Source organism: Streptomyces xanthophaeus (assembly GCF_030440515.1).
GTDB classification, from domain to species: Bacteria; Actinomycetota; Actinomycetes; order Streptomycetales; family Streptomycetaceae; genus Streptomyces; species Streptomyces kutzneri.
The window spans coordinates 2,768,636-2,785,863 of record NZ_CP076543.1; the positions used below are offsets into that span (position 1 = coordinate 2,768,636).

The following is a 17,228-nucleotide window of genomic DNA, read 5'->3' on the forward strand; positions in this document are numbered from 1 at the left end:
TCGATCCCGAGGCCTGTACACACACGAAAGGCGACGAACCCGGTCGTGTCGAACGGGGATCGGCCGACCGGGCGGTCCTGCTTCAGGTCCGGGGCCGCAGGGCCGTACGGGTGATGCGCGCGGTCGGCGCGGCGGCGCGGCCCGCGACGGCCCGGGTCAGCGGGTGCCGCGCCGCAGGCCGTGCCGCACCACGCGCTGGCTCAGGGAGCCGAGGCCCTCCAGCACGGTGGCCAGCCCGGCGAGCTGTTCCAGCGCGGCGAGCGCGCTGCCGGCGCCCGTCGGGTCCACCCCTTCGTACAGCTCGATGCCGATGAAGGAGGCGGCCGTGGCCCGGGCCAGCCCGGCCGGGTCGGCGTACCCGTCCAGCGGGGTCGCCGCCAGCAGCCGGGCGAGGACCTTCTCCAGCTCCTCGATCCACAGCCCGAGCCCGTCGGCGGTGGCGGCGGCCAGGACGGGTGAGGTCTGGCCGGCGGCCAGCAGCTGCCCGAGCAGGGCCACGTTCCCGGCGGCCCGTTCCTCCTCGTGCATGGCGCGGGCGAACTCCAGCAGTTCGGCGAGGCTGCCCAGGGCGGCGAGCCGGTCGCGGTAGCGGGCCACCCGCTGTTCGGCGCCGTACCGGCAGGCCGCGGCGAGCAGCTCGTCCACGGAACCGAAGTGGTAGAAGATCAGGCCCTGGCCGACCCCGGCGGTGGCCGCGACGGTGCGGGCGGAGGCCTTGGCGATGCCCTGCTCGGCCAGGGTGCGCAGGGCCCCTTCGAGCAGCTTCTCCTTGGTGGCGGCGCTCATGCCCGGACCTCCTCGCGGACCGGCCGCAGGTCGCCGCAGAGCCCGCTCGCCCAGCGGTCGCGGGCGTCGACGTACTCCGCGGTGAAGGAGCCCTCGTAGCCGAAGAGCGGTCCGAAGCGGCGGTTGACCACCCGTACCCGGATCCGGAACCGGCCGGTGGTCTCGTCGAAGGACTCGCGGACCTCGGCGTCGCCGCCGATCAGGTCGGGGACGCGGACGTCGACGGGCCCCTCGCGGAAGCGGTGTTCACCGGAGCGGATGAGCAGCGAGCCGTCGGGCTCGGCGCTCATGTGGAGGTCGCTGGCGAGGTGCTGGTGGGTGCCCAGGTAGTCGAGGACGCAGTCGCGTTCGGGGCTGTGGACCATCGTGGCGTCGAAGCGGTGGGCTCCGCCGGGCAGCTGGAAGGTCCGTACGAACGTGACGGTCTCGCGCCCGAAGGAGTCGCGGTAGGGGAGGTTCTCGATGACGAAGGGGACGTTGCGCCCCTCGCGCGGCACCAGGATGTTCCGCATACCGCCGAGCCGGAGGAAGGGCTTCACATAACCGGGGCCGTGCCATATCCGCTCCATGGTGCCGCGGCCGATGCAGCCCTCGCCGCTCGCGAGCCCCACCGAGAAGCGGCGCTGGATCTGCGGGTGCAGGCGGTCGAACCCGGCGCCCATGTGGGCCCGGAAGATGGAGGTCATGACGGCTCCAGGGTGCTGAGCAGGCGGGGCTCGGAGGCGGGGGTGCGGCCGGGCGGGGTGCGCAGGCAGCGGCGGGCGGCCGGGGTGCCGGGCAGCGGCGGCAGCAGCAGGGCGGCGGCCAGGACGAACAGGGCGGCCGGCAGCGGCGCGTACACCAGGGCGGCGGCCGGGAGCAGTACGCGCAGGGCGCTCTCGCCGATCGCGCGGGCGAGGGCGTGGCGGGGGGTGGTCCCGCGTTCGCACCACAGCCGGAGCCGGTCGAAGGACCAGGCGGTGGCCCAGCCCATGAGCGGGCGGAACACCAGCCGGTCGGCGAGGGCGCCGAAGCGGCCCCAGCGCGGGCGGTAGTCGTATCCGGTGAGGAAGCGGATCCCGTCGGGGCCGGGGACGTAGCGCCAGTACCCGCTGCCCTCGGCGAGCAGCGACAGCGGGTGCTCCGAGGCGAATCGCAGGGCGGAGACCCGGGTGCCGTCGGCCCGGTGGCGTTCCCCGGCGGAGATCCCGGTCCCGTCGACGGAGAGGAACGGCAGCACGCGGGTCGCGTACCGGAACCGCTGGGGTTCGCCCTCGGCGCGCGGGAGGTAGCCGATGGAGGTGAACCGCAGGTCCCACCGCTGGTGCTGCGCCGGGTCCTGGCTGCGCTCCCAGAGCTCGTCCATCCCGACCCGGATCCGGGTTTCGACGTACAGGCCCATCCCACCCCCCGATTCACGACTTGAGCGATCGCTCAACCGGCACCTTAGGGGAAGTTGAGCGATCGCTCAAACCATGTCCGCGTGGCTCCCGGGTATACGGAAGCGCCCCCGGCCTGCGGGCCGGGGGCGCTTTCGGAAATACGGGTGGAAGTCGGACCGGTGAGGGCGGGTCAGCCCTCGGCCAGGTGCCGCTCCACCGTCTCGACCTTGGAGGTGATCCCGTCGTGGACCCCGGGGCGGATGTCGGCCTTCAGGATGAAGGAGACGCGCGGCGCCCGCTCCTCGACGGCCGCCACCGCGCGCCGGACGACGTCCATGACCTGGTCCCAGTCCCCTTCCACGGTCGTGAACATCGCATCGGTGCGGTTCGGCAGTCCGGACTCGCGGACCACCCGGACCGCGTCGGCGACGTACTCGCCGACCTCTTCACCGACCCCCAGCGGGGTCACCGAGAACGCGACGATCATGCGCCGGCCGCCTCGCGCGCCCGGGCCGCGATGACGCTGTCGCCCTCGTCGCGCTTGAGGAGCTTGTCGCCGTAGAGCCCGCCGAAGGGCACCAGCGCGAGCACGAAGAAGAGGAGGACCTTCTTGACGGGCCACTTCGCCTTGTTCCAGACGTCCAGCAGGAAGACCGCGTACAGGACGAACAGGATCCCGTGGATGACGCCCAGCGGCATCATCAGGTAATCGATGTCCGAGACCCGGCTCAGCAGCGAGCCGAAGATCAGCAGGGCCGGGAACGACAGCGCCTCCGGAACGGAGACGAGGCGCAGTCGGTGCAGTGCGGAGGCGGTCTTGATGTCCACGTGGAACCTTCGGGGTGGAGGCCAGGGTCCCTCCCAGTGTCTCAGTCGCTTTACGGGATCTTGACCCGGCCCCTCCCCCGCCGCGGCCTCCGCGGGCGGGCCGGGACGCCCGCGCGGTCGCACCGATATCTCCCGGGTGTGGCATATATCAGCCACGGGGCCCTGTTCGGGGTCGCCCGCTGCCGATAACGTCTTCCCGTGGCTCAGTTCCGACTCCAAGGCAGCAAGGTGCTGGCCGTCGACCTGACCGGGGATGCCGTGAAAGCGAAGAACGGCTCCATGGTCGCGTACGACGGGCAGATGGCCTTCAAGAAGATGACCGGCGGCGGCGAAGGCCTCCGCGGCATGGTGACCCGCCGGCTGACCGGCGAACAGATGACAGTGATGGAAGTGCAGGGGCACGGCACCTGCTTCTTCGCCGACCGTGCGAGCGAGATCAACCTGGTCAACCTGCGCGGCGAGAAGCTCTACGTCGAGTCCAGCAACCTGCTGTGCACCGACGCCGGTCTGCGCACCGGCACCACCTTCACCGGCCTGCGCGGCGCGACGACGGGCAACGGCCTGTTCACCACGACCGTCGAGGGCTCGGGCCAGGCCGCGATCATGTCCGACGGCCCGGCCGTGGTGCTGCGCGTGAGCGCCCAGTACCCGCTGTCCGTCGACCCCGGCGCGTACATCGCGCACACGGGCAACCTCCAGCAGTCCTTCCAGTCCGGTGTGAACTTCCGCACACTCATCGGCGAGGGCTCCGGCGAGGCGTTCCAGATCCGCTTCGAGGGCGAGGGCCTGGTCTACGTGCAGCCCAGCGAGCGCAACACCGTCGGGGGCGACATCTGATGCCGTTCCGCGAGATCAACTCGAAGATGGTCGAGGCCCAGGTGATCCCGGGTCAGAAGATGTACAGCCAGCGCGGCGCCATGCTCGCGTACCGCGGTGAGGTCTCCTTCACCCCGAGCCTGACCGGCGGTCAGGGCGGGGTCATGGGCATGATCGGGCGCCGGGTGGCGAACGAGCAGACCCCGCTGATGGCGGTCGAGGGCAGCGGCACCGTGATGTTCGGCCACGGCGGCCACCACATCCAGGTCATCAACCTGACCGGCGAGACCCTCTACGTCGAGGCCGACCGGCTGCTCGCCTTCGACGGCACCCTCCAGCAGGGCACGATGTTCATGGGCTCCCAGGGCGGGGTCATGGGCATGGTCCGCGGCCAGGTGACCGGCCAGGGCCTCTTCACCACCACCCTCAAGGGCCACGGCTCCGTCGCCGTGATGGCCCACGGCGGGGTCATCGAGCTGCCGATCACCCCGCAGCGCCCGGTCCACGTGGACCCGCAGGCGTACGTCGCCCACCACGGTGACGTGCGCAACAAGCTCTCCACCGCGCTCGGCTGGCGGGACATGGTGGGGCGCGGCTCGGGCGAGGCGTTCCAGCTGGAGCTGTCCGGCCAGGGCGCGGTGTACGTACAGGCCTCCGAGGAGAAGCTGTGAACTTTGGCCCTGTGACCGGCGGACCCGGCGGCCCGACGGTCTTCGACCCGTACACGCTGCCCTCCGACGACAACGTGAACGCGTACACCTTCTGCGTGGAGCTCAAGGGGAGCCAGTGGTTCCTGCAGAAGGGCAAGATGATCTCGTACTACGGGCACATCGAGTTCAACGGGATCGGCAACGGCCGCTTCGACCGCCTGCTGCGCAGCAGCTTCCACTCGCCGCTGCACGCCAGTGACTGGGTGGTCGCCGAGGGCTCGGGCAAGATGCTGCTGGCCGACCGGGCCTTCGACGTGAACTCGTACGACCTGGACAAGGGCAACCTGACGATCCGGTCGGGCAATCTGCTCGCGTACCAGCCCTCGCTCGCCCTGAAGCAGTCGATCGTCCCGGGTTTCCTGACGCTGATCGGAACCGGGAAGTTCGTGGCGGCGTCCAACGGACCGGTGGTGTTCATGGAACCGCCGCTGCGCGTGGACCCGCAGGCGCTGGTGGGCTGGGCGGACTGCCCCTCGCCGTGCCACCACTACGACCACGGTTACATGACGGGCGTGATGGGCGGACTGCGTTCGCTGACCGGCATCGGGGGGAGCTCGGGCGAGGAGCACCAGTTCGAGTTCGTCGGTGCGGGCACGGTGCTGCTCCAGTCATCGGAGATGCTGATGGCGGAGCAGGCGATCGGCGCGGTCGGCGCCGGGGCGGCCACGGGCAACGCACAGGGCGTTCCGGGGGCCGGTCAGGGTCCGATGGGGCAGCTGGGCGTGCCGCGGATGCCGGGACAGCTGGGTGATCTCCAGCGCCGCCTCGGACTGTGATCAGCCTGACCTGAGATTTTTCGTACGCAATTCAACTTTTTAGGTAGAGTTCATTCATGGAGACCATGGAGACCGAGACGGCCACGCTCCCCCAGACTCCGTCTGGGGGTACCCCCTGGCTGACCGACGCCGAGCAGTGCGCCTGGCGCACCCACCTGGACGTCAGCAGGCTGCTGATGCACCAGCTGGAAAAGGATCTCCAGCCCTTCGGACTCACCAACAACGACTACGAGATCCTCGTGAACCTCTCGGAGTCGCAGGACCACCGGATGCGGATGAGCGATCTCGCGACCGCCACGCTGCAGTCCAAGAGCCGGCTGTCGCACCAGATCACCCGCATGGAGACGGCCGGCCTGGTCCGCCGGGTGAACTGCGAGTCCGACCGCCGCGGCCTGTACGCGGTGCTCACGGACGAGGGCATGGAGACCATGCGACGCGTCGCCCCGCACCACGTGGCGTCCGTCCGCAGGCACTTCATCGACCTGCTGCCGCCGGAGGCCCTGGCGGCGCTGCGCGCCTCGCTGACCCCGGTCGCGGAGCACCTGCGCGACAACCGCGGCAAGGTCTGAGGCCGGAGCCGTCCGGGCGGCGCGGGCCTCACGGGCTCGTCGCGCCCCGGACGGCCATCGGCCCGACAATGGCTGGGAACGCTCGCTGCCGGCCCTGTCCGCCGGGCCGGCCTGAGGAGGTCCAGCCTATGAAGCGCAACGTGTTCGTCTCAGCAGCCGCGTCCGCGGCCCTGCTGGTCGCAGGCCCCGTGGCGACCGCCGCAGCGGTGTCCGCCGACATGGCGGGAACCGCCCCCGTGGCCGCCGCCCGGGCCGACGTCACGGCCGAGCAGGCCCTCGCGGCCGCTCTGAAGAACTATCCGGGTGTGGTCGAGTCCCTCGACCGGGACGGCAACGTCTGGCACGTGGACGTGATCACCAAGGACGGCAAGGGCCACGCCGAGCTGGAGGTCGACGCCGCCACGGGCAAGGTCACCCGCGAGAACGTGGACACCGACGAGAACCCGGGCGAGCACAAGGGGCTGCTCGCGGCCAAGATCACCGCGGCGCAGGCCGCCAAGGCCGCCGTCGCCGCCCACCCGGGCACGACCTGGACCGTCGAATGGGACTCCGGCGACAACGGGAAGGCCCCGTACTGGCACGTCGAGGTCAAAGGCTCCGACGGCACGACCTGGGACGGCTCCGTGGACCCCACGACCGGCAAGGTCACCGCACAGGCCGACTCCGATTCGGATTCCGACTCGGACTCCTGACGCACCCGGCCGGGCCCTGGCAGCGGCGCCGCACACGCCCTGCCGGGGCCCGGCCCGGTCTACGCCTCCGTCAGCGTCGTCAGCAGCGCGTCCGCCGCCGCGTACGGGTCCAGCTCGCCCACGGCCACCCTGGCGGCCAGCGCGTCCAGGTGCGCGTCGCCGTGCACGTCCGCCATCCGCGCCCGCAGCGCCGTGACGGCGATCGTCTCGACCTCCCGGGCCGCCCGGGCCGCCCGGCGCTGGGCCAGCACCCCGCGCTCGTCCATCCACGCCCGGTGCTTCTCCAGCGCCTCGACCAGCTCTTCGATGCCCTGGCCGCGGGCCGCGACCGTCTTCACGATCGGCGGCCGCCAGTCGTCCCGGCCCCGGGCCTCGCCCAGGCCCAGCATGTGGTTCAGCTCCCGGGCGGTGGCGTCCGCTCCGTCCCGGTCGGCCTTGTTGACCACGTAGACGTCGCCGATCTCCAGGATGCCCGCCTTGGCGGCCTGGATCCCGTCCCCCATCCCGGGGGCCAGCAGCACCACCGAGGTGTCGGCCTGGGAGGCGATCTCCACCTCCGACTGCCCGACCCCGACCGTCTCGACCAGGATCACCTCGCAGCCGGCCGCGTCCAGCACCCGGATCGCCTGCGGGGCGGCCCAGGCGAGCCCGCCCAGGTGGCCGCGGGTGGCCATGGAGCGGATGTAGACCCCCGGGTCCGAGGCGTGGTCCGACATCCGCACCCGGTCGCCGAGCAGCGCCCCGCCCGAGAAGGGCGAGGAGGGGTCGACGGCGAGGACGCCGACCCGCTTGCCGGCCTTGCGGTACGCGGACACGAGCGCCGAGGTCGAGGTCGACTTGCCGACGCCCGGCGACCCCGTCAGCCCCACCACGTACGCCCCGCCCGTCAGCGGGGCCAGCGCGGCCATCACCTCGCGCAGCTGCGGGGACGCCCCCTCGACCAGCGAGATCAGCCGGGCCACCGCTCTCGGCCGGCCCTCACGGGCCTGGGCCACCAGCTGGGGGACGTCCACCGCCGTCATCTGTGCTGCGCTCCTCGGTTCTCGTACGGGTACGTGCGAGCCGCCGGCCCCCTCGCCGGGGCCCGGCGGCCTTGCGCCGCTTACTTGGCGACGCGGACGATCAGCGCGTCGCCCTGGCCGCCGCCGCCGCACAGCGCGGCCGCGCCGACGCCGCCGCCACGGCGCTTCAGCTCCAGCGCCAGGTGCAGCACCACACGGGCTCCGGACATGCCGATCGGGTGCCCCAGGGCAATGGCGCCACCGTTGACGTTCACCTTTTCCGGGGTCACGCCGAGGTCCTTCATTGACTGCACGGCGACCGCCGCGAAGGCCTCGTTGATCTCGATGAGGTCCAGGTCGGAGACCTGGAGGCCCTCCTTCTTCAGGGCGTGCAGGATGGCGTTCGACGGCTGCGACTGGAGCGAGTTGTCGGGGCCAGCCACGTTGCCGTGGGCGCCGATCTCGGCGATCCACTCCAGGCCGAGCTCCTCCGCCTTCGCCTTGCTCATCACGACCACGGCGGCGGCGCCGTCGCTGATCTGGGAGGAGGTGCCGGCGGTGATCGTGCCGTCCTTGGCGAAGGCCGGACGCAGCTTGCCGAGGGACTCCACCGTGGTCTCGGGGCGGATGCCCTCGTCGGTCGAGAAGATCACCGGGTCGCCCTTGCGCTGCGGGATCTCCACGGGGACGATCTCGGCCTCGAAGACGCCGTTCTTCTGCGCGGCCGCGGCCCGCTGGTGCGAGGAGGCGGCGAACTCGTCCTGCGGGGCGCGCTCGATGCCCAGGCGGGTGTTGTGCTTCTCGGTGGACTCGCCCATCGCGATGTTCTCGAAGGCGTCGGTGAGGCCGTCGTAGGCCATCGCGTCCAGCATCTCGACGGCGCCGTACTTGAAGCCCTCACGCGACTTGGACAGCAGGTGCGGGGCGTTGGTCATGGACTCCTGACCACCCGCGACCACGATGTCGAACTCCCCGGCGCGGATCAGCTGGTCGGCCAGCGCGATCGCGTCCAGGCCCGAGAGGCACACCTTGTTGATCGTGAGCGCCGGCACGTTCATCGGGATGCCGGCCTTGACCGCGGCCTGGCGGGCGGGGATCTGGCCCGCACCGGCCTGCAGCACCTGGCCCATGATCACGTACTGCACCTGGTCGCCGGAGATCCCGGCCCGGTCCAGCGCGGACTTGATGGCGAAGCCACCGAGGTCGGCACCCGAGAAGGACTTCAGCGAGCCGAGCAGGCGCCCCATGGGCGTGCGGGCCCCGGCGACGATCACAGAAGTGGTGTTGTTCGATCCGGACATGAGGCACAGCCCCTTGGATGAGGAGTGAACGAGGGTTTACGTGAATGTACTGGGCGGTACCGCAGCGGTCACCGGGCTGCCGGTGTGATCGCGCGCACGTTGCGTGACCGCCCCCTTCGGCGGTGCACTGTCACCATGCTGACAAGAATCGACCACATCGGGATCGCCTGCTTCGACCTGGACAAGACTGTCGAGTTCTACCGTGCCACGTACGGCTTCGAGGTGTTCCACTCCGAGGTCAACGAGGAGCAGGGTGTCCGCGAGGCCATGTTGAAGATCAACGAGACGTCCGACGGCGGCGCCTCCTACCTCCAGCTCCTGGAGCCCACCCGCGAGGACTCCGCCGTCGGCAAATGGCTGGCCAAGAACGGCGAGGGCGTCCACCACATCGCCTTCGGCACCGAGGACGTCCAGGGAGACTCCGAGGCCATCCGCGGCAAGGGCGTCCGCGTCCTCTACGACCAGCCCCGCACCGGCTCCATGGGCTCCTCCATCACCTTCCTGCACCCCAAGGACTGCCACGGCGTTCTCACCGAACTGGTCACCTCGAACCCCGAGCACTGACGGATCACTGATGGCGCGATTCCCCGGCCGGTAGAGTGGCCATGGCTCGGCCGGGGTTCGGTGCGGAAACGGGGTCGGGGCCTGTCACCCCTGCCCGTATCTGACACCATTCCCCCGGGGGCGTCGTTCAGCGGGCGAGCGATGCTCATTGGGAGTGAGCTTGCGACCAGGGGACGGATGGGACCGCGCTGTGCGGGGCTACGAAAGCCAGGAGAGCCATCAGGCCGAAGCCGACCATCTCTCGCGCTTCGAGGCCGAGATGGAGCGGCTGAAGAAGGAGCGCGGGAAGGCCGTCCAGCACGCCGAGGACCTGGGATACCAGGTCGAGGTGCTGCGCGCCAAGCTGCACGAGGTACGGCGCGCTCTGGCGTCCCGCCCCGCCTACGACGGCGCGGACATGGGATACCAGGCGGAGCAGCTGCTCCGCAATGCCCAGATCCAGGCCGACCAGATGCGCTCGGACGCCGAGCGCGAGCTTCGTGACGCCCGGGCCCAGACCCAGCGCATCCTCCAGGAGCACGCCGAGCACCAGGCGCGCCTCCAGGCCGAGCTGCACGCCGAGGCCGTCAACCGTCGCCAGCGCCTGGACCAGGAGCTGGGCGAGCGGCGCCAGACCGTCGAGGCCCACGTCAACGAGAACGTGGCCTGGGCCGAGCAGTTGCGCGCCCGTACCGAGGCCCAGGCGCGCCGCCTCATGGAGGAGTCCCGCGCCGAGGCCGAGCAGTCCCTGAACGCCGCCCGCGCCGAAGCCGCCCGCGTCGCCGAGGAGACCCGGCGCCGGATGGCCGCGGACGCGGAGGCCGCCCGCGCGGAGGCCGAGGCCACCCTGCTGCGTGCCCGCAAGGAGGCCGAGCGGCTGCTGACCGCCGCCTCCTCGCAGGCCCAGGAGGCCAGCGAGCACGCGGAGCGGCTGCGCTCCACCACCACGGCCGAGGCCGAGCACACCCGCCAGCAGACCCTGGATCTGGGCCGGCTCGCCGAATCCCGCGTGCAGGAAGCCGATTCCGCGCTGCGCGAGGCCCGTACCGAGGCGGAGAAGCTCCTCGCGGACGCGAAGGAGAGCGCCACCCGGCAGCTGACGTCGGCGGAGTCCGTCAACGAGCAGCGCACCCGCACCGCCAAGGAGCAGGTCGCCCGGCTGGTCGGCGAGGCCACCAAGGAGGCCGAGGCCCTCAAGGCGGAGGCCGAGCAGGTCCTGGCCGATGCCCGCGCGGACGCCGAACGGCAGCGCACCGAGGCCGGCGAGCAGGCCCGTACGGCCGCGGCCGAGGACATGGCGGCGCAGCTGGCGAAGGCCGCCCGCACCGCCGAGGACGTACTGAACAAGGCCTCGGAGGACGCCCGGGCCACCACCCGGGCCGCGTCCGAGGAGGCCGAGCGGATCCGCCGCGAGGCCGAGACCGAGGCCGACCGGCTGCGCCTGCAGGCGGCGGCCACGGCCGACGAGCTCAAGGGCGCGGCGAAGGACGACACCGAGGAGTACCGGGCCCGCACGGTCGAGCTCCAGTCGGAGGCCCGCCGGCTGCGCGGCGAGGCCGAGCAGCTGCGCGCCGAGGCCGTCGCCGAGGGCGAGCGGATCCGCGGCGAGGCCCGCCGCGAGGCCGTCCAGCAGATCGAGGAGGCGGCCCGGACCGCCGAGGAGCTGCTCGGCAAGGCCAAGGCGGACGCGGACGAGCTGCGCGGCGGCGCGACCGCCGAGAGCGAGCGGGTGCGTGCCGAGGCCGTGGAGCGGGCCGGCACGCTGCGCAAGCAGGCCGAGGAGACCCTGGAGCGGACCCGCGGCGAGGCCGAGCGGCTGCGCGCCGAGGCCGAGGAGCAGGCCGAGGGCGTACGGGCCGAGGCGGACGCGGCGGCCGCCGCCCGGCGCCAGGAGACCGAGCAGGCCCTGGCCGCCAAGCGGGCGGAGGCCGACGAGGAGCTCGTACGGCTGCACACGGAGGCCGAGAGCCGGCTGACGACGGCCGAGCAGACGCTGCGTGACGCCCGCGGTGCGGCGGAGAACATCCGCCGGGAGACCACTGAGGAGAACGACCGGCTGCGCGCCGAGTCGGCGGAGCGGATCCGCGCCCTGCAGACGCAGGCGGAGACCGAGGCCGAGCAGCTGCGCACGGAGGCGGCGCAGGACGCCGGCCGGGTGCGTGCCGAGGCCGAGCAGGTCGCCGTACGGCTGCGCAGCGAGGCGGAGTCCGAGGCCGAGCGGGTGCGCTCCGAGGCCCAGGAGACCGCGGACCGGCTGCGCGCGGAGGCGAAGGCCGCCGCCGAGCGGGTCGCCGAGGAGGCCGCGGAGGCGCTGGCCGCCGCGCAGGAGGAGGCCGCCCGGCGCCGCAGGGAGTCCGAGGAGACCCTGGCGTCGGCACGGACCGACGCGGACAACGAGCGGGCCCAGGCCCGCGAGCAGAGCGAGGAACTGCTGGCGCAGGCCCGCAAGCGCTCCGAGGAGGCACAGGCCGAGGCGGTCTGGCTGACGGAGGAGGCCGAGCGGCGCGCGTCGGAGGTCGTGTCCGCGGCGGAGGCCACCGCACAGCAGGTACGGGACTCCGTGGCCGGGCTGCACGAGCAGGCCGAGGAGGAGATCGCCGGGCTGCGCAACGCCGCCGAGCACGCGGCGGAGCGTACGAGGACGGAGGCCGAGGAAGAGGCCGGCCGGGTCCGCGGCGATGCCTACGCCGAACGGGAGCGGGCCACCGAGGACGCCAACCGGGTCCGCAGCGAGGCGCGGGCCGAGACGGACGCGGCGAAGGCGCTGGCCGAGCGTACGGTCGGCGAGGCCATCGCCGAGGCGGAGCAGCTGCGCAGCGACACCGCCGAGTACGCGCAGCGCGTGCGTACGGAGGCCACGGATGCGCTGGCCGCCTCCGAGCGGGACGCGGCCCGGACCCGGGCCGACGCCCGGGACGACGCGAACCGCATCCGCGGCGAGGCGGCGGAGTCCCTGGAATCCGCCCGCGCCGAAGGTGCCCGGATCACGGCCGAGGCGACCGCGGAGGCCGAGCGGCTCACCGAGGAGACCCGCGCCGCGAACGCGGCCACCGTCGGCGACGCCGAGGCGGAGGCCGCGCGGATCACCGCCGAGGCGGCCGACGCCGCCGAGGCCACCCGCACCGAGGCCGCGAACACCCTGGACGAGGCACGGGCCGAGGGCAACCGGCTGCGTACCGAGGCCGCGGAGCAGGTCGACCGGCTCATCTCCGAGGCCGCCGCGGAGGCCGACCGGCTCACCGACGAGACCCGCGCCGCGAACGCCGCCACCGTCGGCGAGGCGACGCTGGAGGCCGAGCGGCTCACCACCGCGGCGACCCGGCTCAAGGCGCAGGCGGCCGAGACGCTGGCGAGCGCCGAGCGCGACGCCGCGCGGATCATGGTCGACTCGCGTGCCGAGGGCGACCGTCTGATCGACGAGACCCGTGTGGCCAACGAGGCCACCGTCGGCGAGGCCGCGGCGGAGGCCGACCGGGTGCGCGCCGAGGCGGCCCGGGTGCTGGACGAGGCCCGCGCGGAGGGCGGCCGGATCATCGGCGAGGCCACCGCGGAGGCCGAGCGGGTCACGGTCGCGGCGAACGAGACCCTGGCGGGCGCCGAGCGCGACGCGGAGCAGACGCTGGACGAGGCGCGCGCCGAGGCGAACCGGCTGCGCAGCGAGGCGGCCGAGCAGGCGGACCGGCTCATCACCGAGGCCGTATCCGAGACGGAGAAGCTCACCGAGCAGACCCGCAAGGACAACGAGCGCACGGTCGGCGAAGCGGCCGGCGAGGCCGAGCGGCTGCGCGCGGACGCGTCGGAGGCGCTGTCGTCGGCGCAGGAGCACGCGACCCGCACCCGGTCGGAGGCCGAGCGGGTCAAGGCACAGGCGGCGGCCGAGGCGGAGCGCGTCCGCGGCGAGGCCCGTACCGAGTCCGAGCGGCTGCTGGACGAGGCCCGTGAGGCGGCCAACAAGCGCCGCAGCGAGGCCGCGGAGCAGGTCGACCGGCTCATCACGGAGGCCTCGGCGGAAGCCGAGAAGCTCACGGCCGATGCGCAGAAGAAGGCCCTCGCCGCCACCACGGCGGCCGAGGAGCAGGCCGACGCGATGGTCGACGCGGCCCGCAAGGAGGCCGTGCGGATCACCTCGGAGGCGACCGTCGAGGGCAACTCCCTGGTGGAGAAGGCCCGTACGGACGCGGACGAGCTGCTGGTCGGCGCGCGCACGGATGCCGCTGCCATAAGGGAACGGGCGGAGGAGCTGCGCGGCCGCGTCGAGGGCGAGGTCGAGGAGCTGCACGAGCGGGCCCGCCGGGAGTCGGCCGAACAGATGAAGTCGGCCGGCGAGCGCGTGGACAAGCTGGTGCGTGCGGCGACGGAGCAGAGCGTCGAGGCCGAGGCGAAGGCCAAGGAGCTGGTGTCCGACGCGAGCAGCGAGGCGAGCAAGGTGCGCATCGCGGCGGTCCGCAAGGCGGAGGCGCTCCTCAAGGAGGCCGAGCAGAAGAAGGCGGAGCTGGCCCGGGAGGCCGAGAGCGCGCTCGCGCAGGCCAAGGCGGAGGCGGAGCAGCTCGTCGAGGAGGGCCGCCGTGAGCTGGAGGTCCTGGTGCGCCGTCGCGAGGACATTCAGGCGGAGATCTCCCGTGTCCAGGACGTTCTTGAGGCGTTGGAATCATTCGAGGCGCCTTCGGGCGGCGGAAAGCCGACGGTCGGCGGCCAGGGTGCGGGGGGCGTGAAGGCCGGCGTGACTGCGGGATCCACTCGTTCGGGTGGCAAGGCGTCGGAGGGGTAGCCAAAAGCTCCGGGGTGTGTGCACCTGATGAAGGTTCAGGCGAACGGGTGACAAGCATTCTGCCGCCTTGCCACTCAAAAGGGGTGTCATTGTCCAGATCAAACGCGGATTGACTCGATGACACGCCGTCTGGGCGCCTAGGATTCCCCTAACACCTCACGTAGCACCTCATCGGTCTCATTCGACAGGAACCCCATGAGCGACACTTCCTCCCCCTTCGGCTTCGAGCTCGTGCGGCGTGGTTACGACCGTGGTCAGGTGGACGACCGCATTACCAAGCTGGTCTCCGACCGCGACAGCGCCCTTGGACGTATCAACTCTCTGGAAAAGCGGATCGAGGAGTTGCACCTCGAAACGCAGAACGCCCAGGCCCAGGTGAACGACGCCGAGCCGTCGTACGCCGGTCTCGGCGCCCGGGTCGAGAAGATCCTGCGGCTGGCCGAGGAGGAGGCGAAGGACCTGCGCGAGGAGGCCCGTCGCGCGGCCGAGCAGCACCGTGAGCTCGCCGAGTCGGCCGCCCAGCAGGTGCGCAACGATGCCGAGTCGTTCGCCGCCGACCGCAAGTCGAAGGCGGAGGACGAGGGCGTCCGCATCGTCGAGAAGGCCAAGGGCGACGCGTCGACCCTGCGTGCCGAGGCCCAGAAGGACGCGGCCTCCAAGCGCGAGGAGGCCGACGCCCTCTTCGAGGAGACCCGCGCCAAGGCCGCCCAGGCCGCCGCGGACTTCGAGACCAACCTGGCCAAGCGCCGTGAGCAGTCCGAGCGCGACCTGGCCTCCCGCCAGGCCAAGGCCGAGAAGCGTCTCGCGGAGATCGAGCACCGCGCCGAGCAGCTGCGCCTGGAGGCCGAGAAGCTGCGTACGGACGCCGAGCGCCGTGCCCGCCAGACCGTGGAGACCGCGCAGCGCCAGGCCGAGGACATCGTGGCCGACGCCAACGCCAAGGCGGACCGCATCCGCAGCGAGTCCGAGCGCGAGCTGGCGGCGCTCACCAACCGCCGCGACTCGATCAACGCGCAGCTGACCAACGTCCGCGAGATGCTGGCGACGCTGACCGGTGCGGCCGTCGCGGCGGCCAACCCGATCGTGGACGACGAGCCCGTCACCCGCGGCGTGCCGGCGCAGCAGAGCCGCTGATTACCGGCGGGTAGCACGCGGCATCCGCCGTGCGCCCGATCGAGGGCCCTATGTCACCCTTTTGAGGTGGCGTAGGGCCCTCGGGCGTTCTAGCGTGGCCGCATGATCGAGCTTGAGGGCCTTACAAAACGATTCGGTACGACGACTGCCGTGGACCACCTCAGCTTCCAGATCCGACCGGGGGTGGTGACCGGCTTCCTGGGCCCCAACGGCGCGGGCAAGTCCACGACCATGCGCATGATGCTCGACCTCGACAACCCGACCAGCGGTACGGTCCGGGTCTACGGGAAGCACTACCGCGACCTGGCGGAGCCGCTGAAGCACGTGGGGGCGCTGCTGGACGCGAAGGCCATGCACGGTGGCCGAAGTGCATACAACAACCTTCTCTGTCTGGCCGAGTCGAACCGCATCCCGCGACAGCGGGTCGACGAGGTACTCGACCTGGTCGGCCTGACGGCCGTGGCGAAGAAGAAGTCCAAAGGATTTTCGCTCGGAATGAGCCAACGGCTGGGAATCGCCTCTGCATTGCTGGGCGACCCGGAAATCCTGATGTTCGACGAGCCGGTCAACGGCCTGGATCCCGAGGGAATTCTCTGGATCCGCAATCTGATGAAGGGCCTGGCGGCGGAAGGAAGGACGATCTTCGTCTCCTCCCATCTGATGAGCGAAATGGCGCTGACCGCAGACCATTTGGTGGTGATCGGACAGGGAAAGCTGCTGGCAGACCTGCCGATGGCCGATTTCATCCAGCAGAACTCGCGCAGCTACGTCCGGCTGCGCACGCCGCAGCAGGAGCGGCTGAAAGACGTCCTGCACGAGGCCGGGATCAACGCCGTCAGCGTTCCCGCCACCGGCACCCTGGAGATCGACGGCGTGAGTGCGGAGCAGCTCGGCGAGCTGGCCGCCCAGCACCAGATCGTGCTGCACGAACTCAGCCCGCAACGGGCTTCACTGGAGGAAGCGTTCATGCGCATGACGGCGGACTCCGTCGAGTACCACGCCCACGCACCGGGCATGGCTGCCGACAACCCGGCCCGGCCGGCCGACGTCCCCGCCTGGGGCGCCGGGTACACCGCGACGCGCAAGGGTGGTGAGTGAGCATGGCCTTCACCGCCGTCCTGCAGTCCGAGTGGACCAAGATCCGCACGGTCGCCTCCACCAGCTGGACCCTCGCCCTGGCCCTGATCGTCACCGCCGGCTTCGGCGCCCTGATCTCCACCGCGGTCGCGGCGGGCTTCAACGACATGAGCGCGCTCGAACGGGCCACCTTCGACCCCACCCTGGTGAGCTTCGCCGGCATGCAGTTCGGCCAGCTGGCGATGATCGTCTTCGGTGTGCTGGTGGTCAGCACCGAATACAGCACGGGCATGATCCGCACCTCGCTGGCCGCCGTACCCGCCCGCGGGAACTTCCTGTTCGGCAAGCTGACCGTGGCCACGGCCCTGGCCCTGCTGGTCGGACTGCTGACCAGCTTCGTGTCGTTCTTCCTCAGCCAGGCGATCCTGGGCGATCACGGCACCGGTCTCGACGCGGAGAACGTCCTGCGCGCGGTGATCGGCGCCAGCGTGTACATGGCGCTCATCGCCCTGTTCTCCATGGGTGTCGCCAGCATGCTGCGCAGCTCGGTCGCCTCGATCAGCATCCTGATCCCGTTCTTCCTGATCGTCACGAACCTCCTCAACGCCTTCGAGGCGACCCGTGAGTACGGTCAGTACCTGCCCACCGCGGCCGGCTCGAAGATCATGCAGGTCGTGCCGAACGCCATGGGGACCGAAGAGGGCCCCTACGGTCCGTGGGGCGGGCTCGGCATCATGCTCCTGTGGGTGGCCGCCTCGGTACTCGGGGGCTACCTCGTCCTCAAGAAGAGGGATGCCTGACGGCCGGCCCCCTTCTGAAGTACTACGGGTGATGCCCGGGTCGGTCTCAGGGGCAGCTCAGGGATC

17 protein-coding genes are annotated in these 17,228 nt (G+C 71.7%); 10 read left to right on the forward strand and 7 right to left on the reverse strand.

The window, feature by feature from the left end:
- Window positions 1–156 precede the first annotated feature (156 nt).
- The 5 genes from KO717_RS11690 to KO717_RS11710 form a co-directional block, all read right to left on the reverse strand.
- A complete protein-coding gene (locus tag KO717_RS11690) occupies window positions 157–786 on the reverse strand; it encodes a TetR/AcrR family transcriptional regulator (RefSeq protein ID WP_301366417.1) in 630 nt (209 codons plus the stop codon).
- Window positions 783–1,472 (reverse strand): DUF4166 domain-containing protein, encoded by a 690-nt coding sequence (locus KO717_RS11695; RefSeq protein WP_301366418.1) that lies wholly within the window; start codon window positions 1,470–1,472, stop codon window positions 783–785. The genes KO717_RS11690 and KO717_RS11695 overlap by 4 nt, the downstream gene beginning before the upstream one ends.
- The gene (locus tag KO717_RS11700) at window positions 1,469–2,167 is read right to left on the reverse strand and encodes a hypothetical protein (protein ID WP_301366419.1); all 699 of its coding nucleotides are present in this window, start codon (window positions 2,165–2,167) and stop codon (window positions 1,469–1,471) included. The genes KO717_RS11695 and KO717_RS11700 overlap by 4 nt, the downstream gene beginning before the upstream one ends.
- A 170-nt stretch (window positions 2,168–2,337) precedes the next feature.
- Window positions 2,338–2,634, reverse strand: coding sequence for an MTH1187 family thiamine-binding protein (locus tag KO717_RS11705; RefSeq protein WP_301366420.1), 297 nt, complete (start codon window positions 2,632–2,634; stop codon window positions 2,338–2,340).
- Window positions 2,631–2,975 (reverse strand): DUF3817 domain-containing protein, encoded by a 345-nt coding sequence (locus KO717_RS11710; RefSeq protein ID WP_301366421.1) that lies wholly within the window; start codon window positions 2,973–2,975, stop codon window positions 2,631–2,633. The genes KO717_RS11705 and KO717_RS11710 overlap by 4 nt, the downstream gene beginning before the upstream one ends.
- A 198-nt stretch (window positions 2,976–3,173) precedes the next feature.
- Between KO717_RS11710 and KO717_RS11715 the strand changes: the two genes are divergently transcribed.
- From KO717_RS11715 to KO717_RS11735, 5 genes are all read left to right on the forward strand, one after another.
- Window positions 3,174–3,812, forward strand: a complete 639-nt coding sequence (locus KO717_RS11715) for an AIM24 family protein (protein ID WP_030009698.1) — start codon at window positions 3,174–3,176, stop codon at window positions 3,810–3,812.
- Complete coding sequence (locus KO717_RS11720) at window positions 3,812–4,462, forward strand: AIM24 family protein (RefSeq protein ID WP_301366422.1); 651 nt, start codon at window positions 3,812–3,814, stop codon at window positions 4,460–4,462. The genes KO717_RS11715 and KO717_RS11720 overlap by 1 nt, the downstream gene beginning before the upstream one ends.
- Before the next feature lie 11 nt (window positions 4,463–4,473).
- Window positions 4,474–5,277, forward strand: coding sequence for an AIM24 family protein (locus KO717_RS11725; protein ID WP_301374477.1), 804 nt, complete (start codon window positions 4,474–4,476; stop codon window positions 5,275–5,277).
- A 65-nt stretch (window positions 5,278–5,342) separates the two neighbouring features.
- Window positions 5,343–5,846, forward strand: a complete 504-nt coding sequence (locus KO717_RS11730; RefSeq protein ID WP_301374478.1) for a MarR family winged helix-turn-helix transcriptional regulator — start codon at window positions 5,343–5,345, stop codon at window positions 5,844–5,846.
- 128 nt (window positions 5,847–5,974) lie between these two features.
- Window positions 5,975–6,538, forward strand: coding sequence for a PepSY domain-containing protein (locus KO717_RS11735; RefSeq protein ID WP_301366423.1), 564 nt, complete (start codon window positions 5,975–5,977; stop codon window positions 6,536–6,538).
- 59 nt (window positions 6,539–6,597) lie between these two features.
- On the opposite strand, the gene meaB is transcribed toward KO717_RS11735, so the two are convergent.
- A complete protein-coding gene (meaB, locus tag KO717_RS11740; protein WP_301366424.1) occupies window positions 6,598–7,560 on the reverse strand; it encodes a methylmalonyl Co-A mutase-associated GTPase MeaB in 963 nt (320 codons plus the stop codon).
- A gap of 80 nt (window positions 7,561–7,640) precedes the next feature.
- A complete protein-coding gene (locus KO717_RS11745; RefSeq protein ID WP_301366425.1) occupies window positions 7,641–8,840 on the reverse strand; it encodes an acetyl-CoA C-acetyltransferase in 1,200 nt (399 codons plus the stop codon).
- 135 nt (window positions 8,841–8,975) lie between these two features.
- On the opposite strand from KO717_RS11745, the gene mce reads away from it, so the two are divergent.
- The 5 genes from mce (at window position 8,976) to KO717_RS11770 (ending at window position 17,162) form a co-directional block, all read left to right on the forward strand.
- The gene (mce, locus tag KO717_RS11750) at window positions 8,976–9,404 is read left to right on the forward strand and encodes a methylmalonyl-CoA epimerase (RefSeq protein ID WP_008738238.1); all 429 of its coding nucleotides are present in this window, start codon (window positions 8,976–8,978) and stop codon (window positions 9,402–9,404) included.
- Window positions 9,405–9,594: 190 nt separating this feature from the next.
- Complete coding sequence (gene scy, locus KO717_RS11755; RefSeq protein ID WP_301366426.1) at window positions 9,595–14,151, forward strand: polarized growth protein Scy; 4,557 nt, start codon at window positions 9,595–9,597, stop codon at window positions 14,149–14,151.
- A 195-nt stretch (window positions 14,152–14,346) separates the two neighbouring features.
- Window positions 14,347–15,285, forward strand: coding sequence for a cellulose-binding protein (locus KO717_RS11760; RefSeq protein ID WP_030386920.1), 939 nt, complete (start codon window positions 14,347–14,349; stop codon window positions 15,283–15,285).
- Window positions 15,286–15,387: 102 nt separating this feature from the next.
- Window positions 15,388–16,383 carry an ABC transporter ATP-binding protein gene (locus KO717_RS11765; protein ID WP_301366427.1) on the forward strand — a complete coding sequence of 332 codons (996 nt, stop codon included), beginning with the start codon at window positions 15,388–15,390 and terminating at the stop codon, window positions 16,381–16,383.
- Between the two features lie 2 nt (window positions 16,384–16,385).
- The gene (locus tag KO717_RS11770) at window positions 16,386–17,162 is read left to right on the forward strand and encodes an ABC transporter permease subunit (RefSeq protein WP_301366428.1); all 777 of its coding nucleotides are present in this window, start codon (window positions 16,386–16,388) and stop codon (window positions 17,160–17,162) included.
- Window positions 17,163–17,228 lie beyond the last annotated feature (66 nt).

Excerpts from the sequence above, each read along its gene's own strand:
- KO717_RS11735 (WP_301366423.1), top strand. The coding sequence starts at position 5,975 with ATGAAGCGCAACGTGTTCGTCTCAGCAGCCGCGTCCGCGGCCCTGCTG.
- KO717_RS11690 (WP_301366417.1), bottom strand. The coding sequence starts at position 786 with ATGAGCGCCGCCACCAAGGAGAAGCTGCTCGAAGGGGCCCTGCGCACC.
- KO717_RS11695 (WP_301366418.1), bottom strand. The coding sequence starts at position 1,472 with ATGACCTCCATCTTCCGGGCCCACATGGGCGCCGGGTTCGACCGCCTG.
- KO717_RS11745 (WP_301366425.1), bottom strand. The coding sequence starts at position 8,840 with ATGTCCGGATCGAACAACACCACTTCTGTGATCGTCGCCGGGGCCCGC.
- KO717_RS11705 (WP_301366420.1), bottom strand. The coding sequence starts at position 2,634 with ATGATCGTCGCGTTCTCGGTGACCCCGCTGGGGGTCGGTGAAGAGGTC.
- mce (WP_008738238.1), top strand. The coding sequence starts at position 8,976 with ATGCTGACAAGAATCGACCACATCGGGATCGCCTGCTTCGACCTGGAC.
- KO717_RS11730 (WP_301374478.1), top strand. The coding sequence starts at position 5,343 with ATGGAGACCGAGACGGCCACGCTCCCCCAGACTCCGTCTGGGGGTACC.
- KO717_RS11720 (WP_301366422.1), top strand. The coding sequence starts at position 3,812 with ATGCCGTTCCGCGAGATCAACTCGAAGATGGTCGAGGCCCAGGTGATC.
- KO717_RS11770 (WP_301366428.1), top strand. The coding sequence starts at position 16,386 with ATGGCCTTCACCGCCGTCCTGCAGTCCGAGTGGACCAAGATCCGCACG.
- KO717_RS11760 (WP_030386920.1), top strand. The coding sequence starts at position 14,347 with ATGAGCGACACTTCCTCCCCCTTCGGCTTCGAGCTCGTGCGGCGTGGT.
- KO717_RS11765 (WP_301366427.1), top strand. The coding sequence starts at position 15,388 with ATGATCGAGCTTGAGGGCCTTACAAAACGATTCGGTACGACGACTGCC.
- meaB (WP_301366424.1), bottom strand. The coding sequence starts at position 7,560 with ATGACGGCGGTGGACGTCCCCCAGCTGGTGGCCCAGGCCCGTGAGGGC.
- KO717_RS11700 (WP_301366419.1), bottom strand. The coding sequence starts at position 2,167 with ATGGGCCTGTACGTCGAAACCCGGATCCGGGTCGGGATGGACGAGCTC.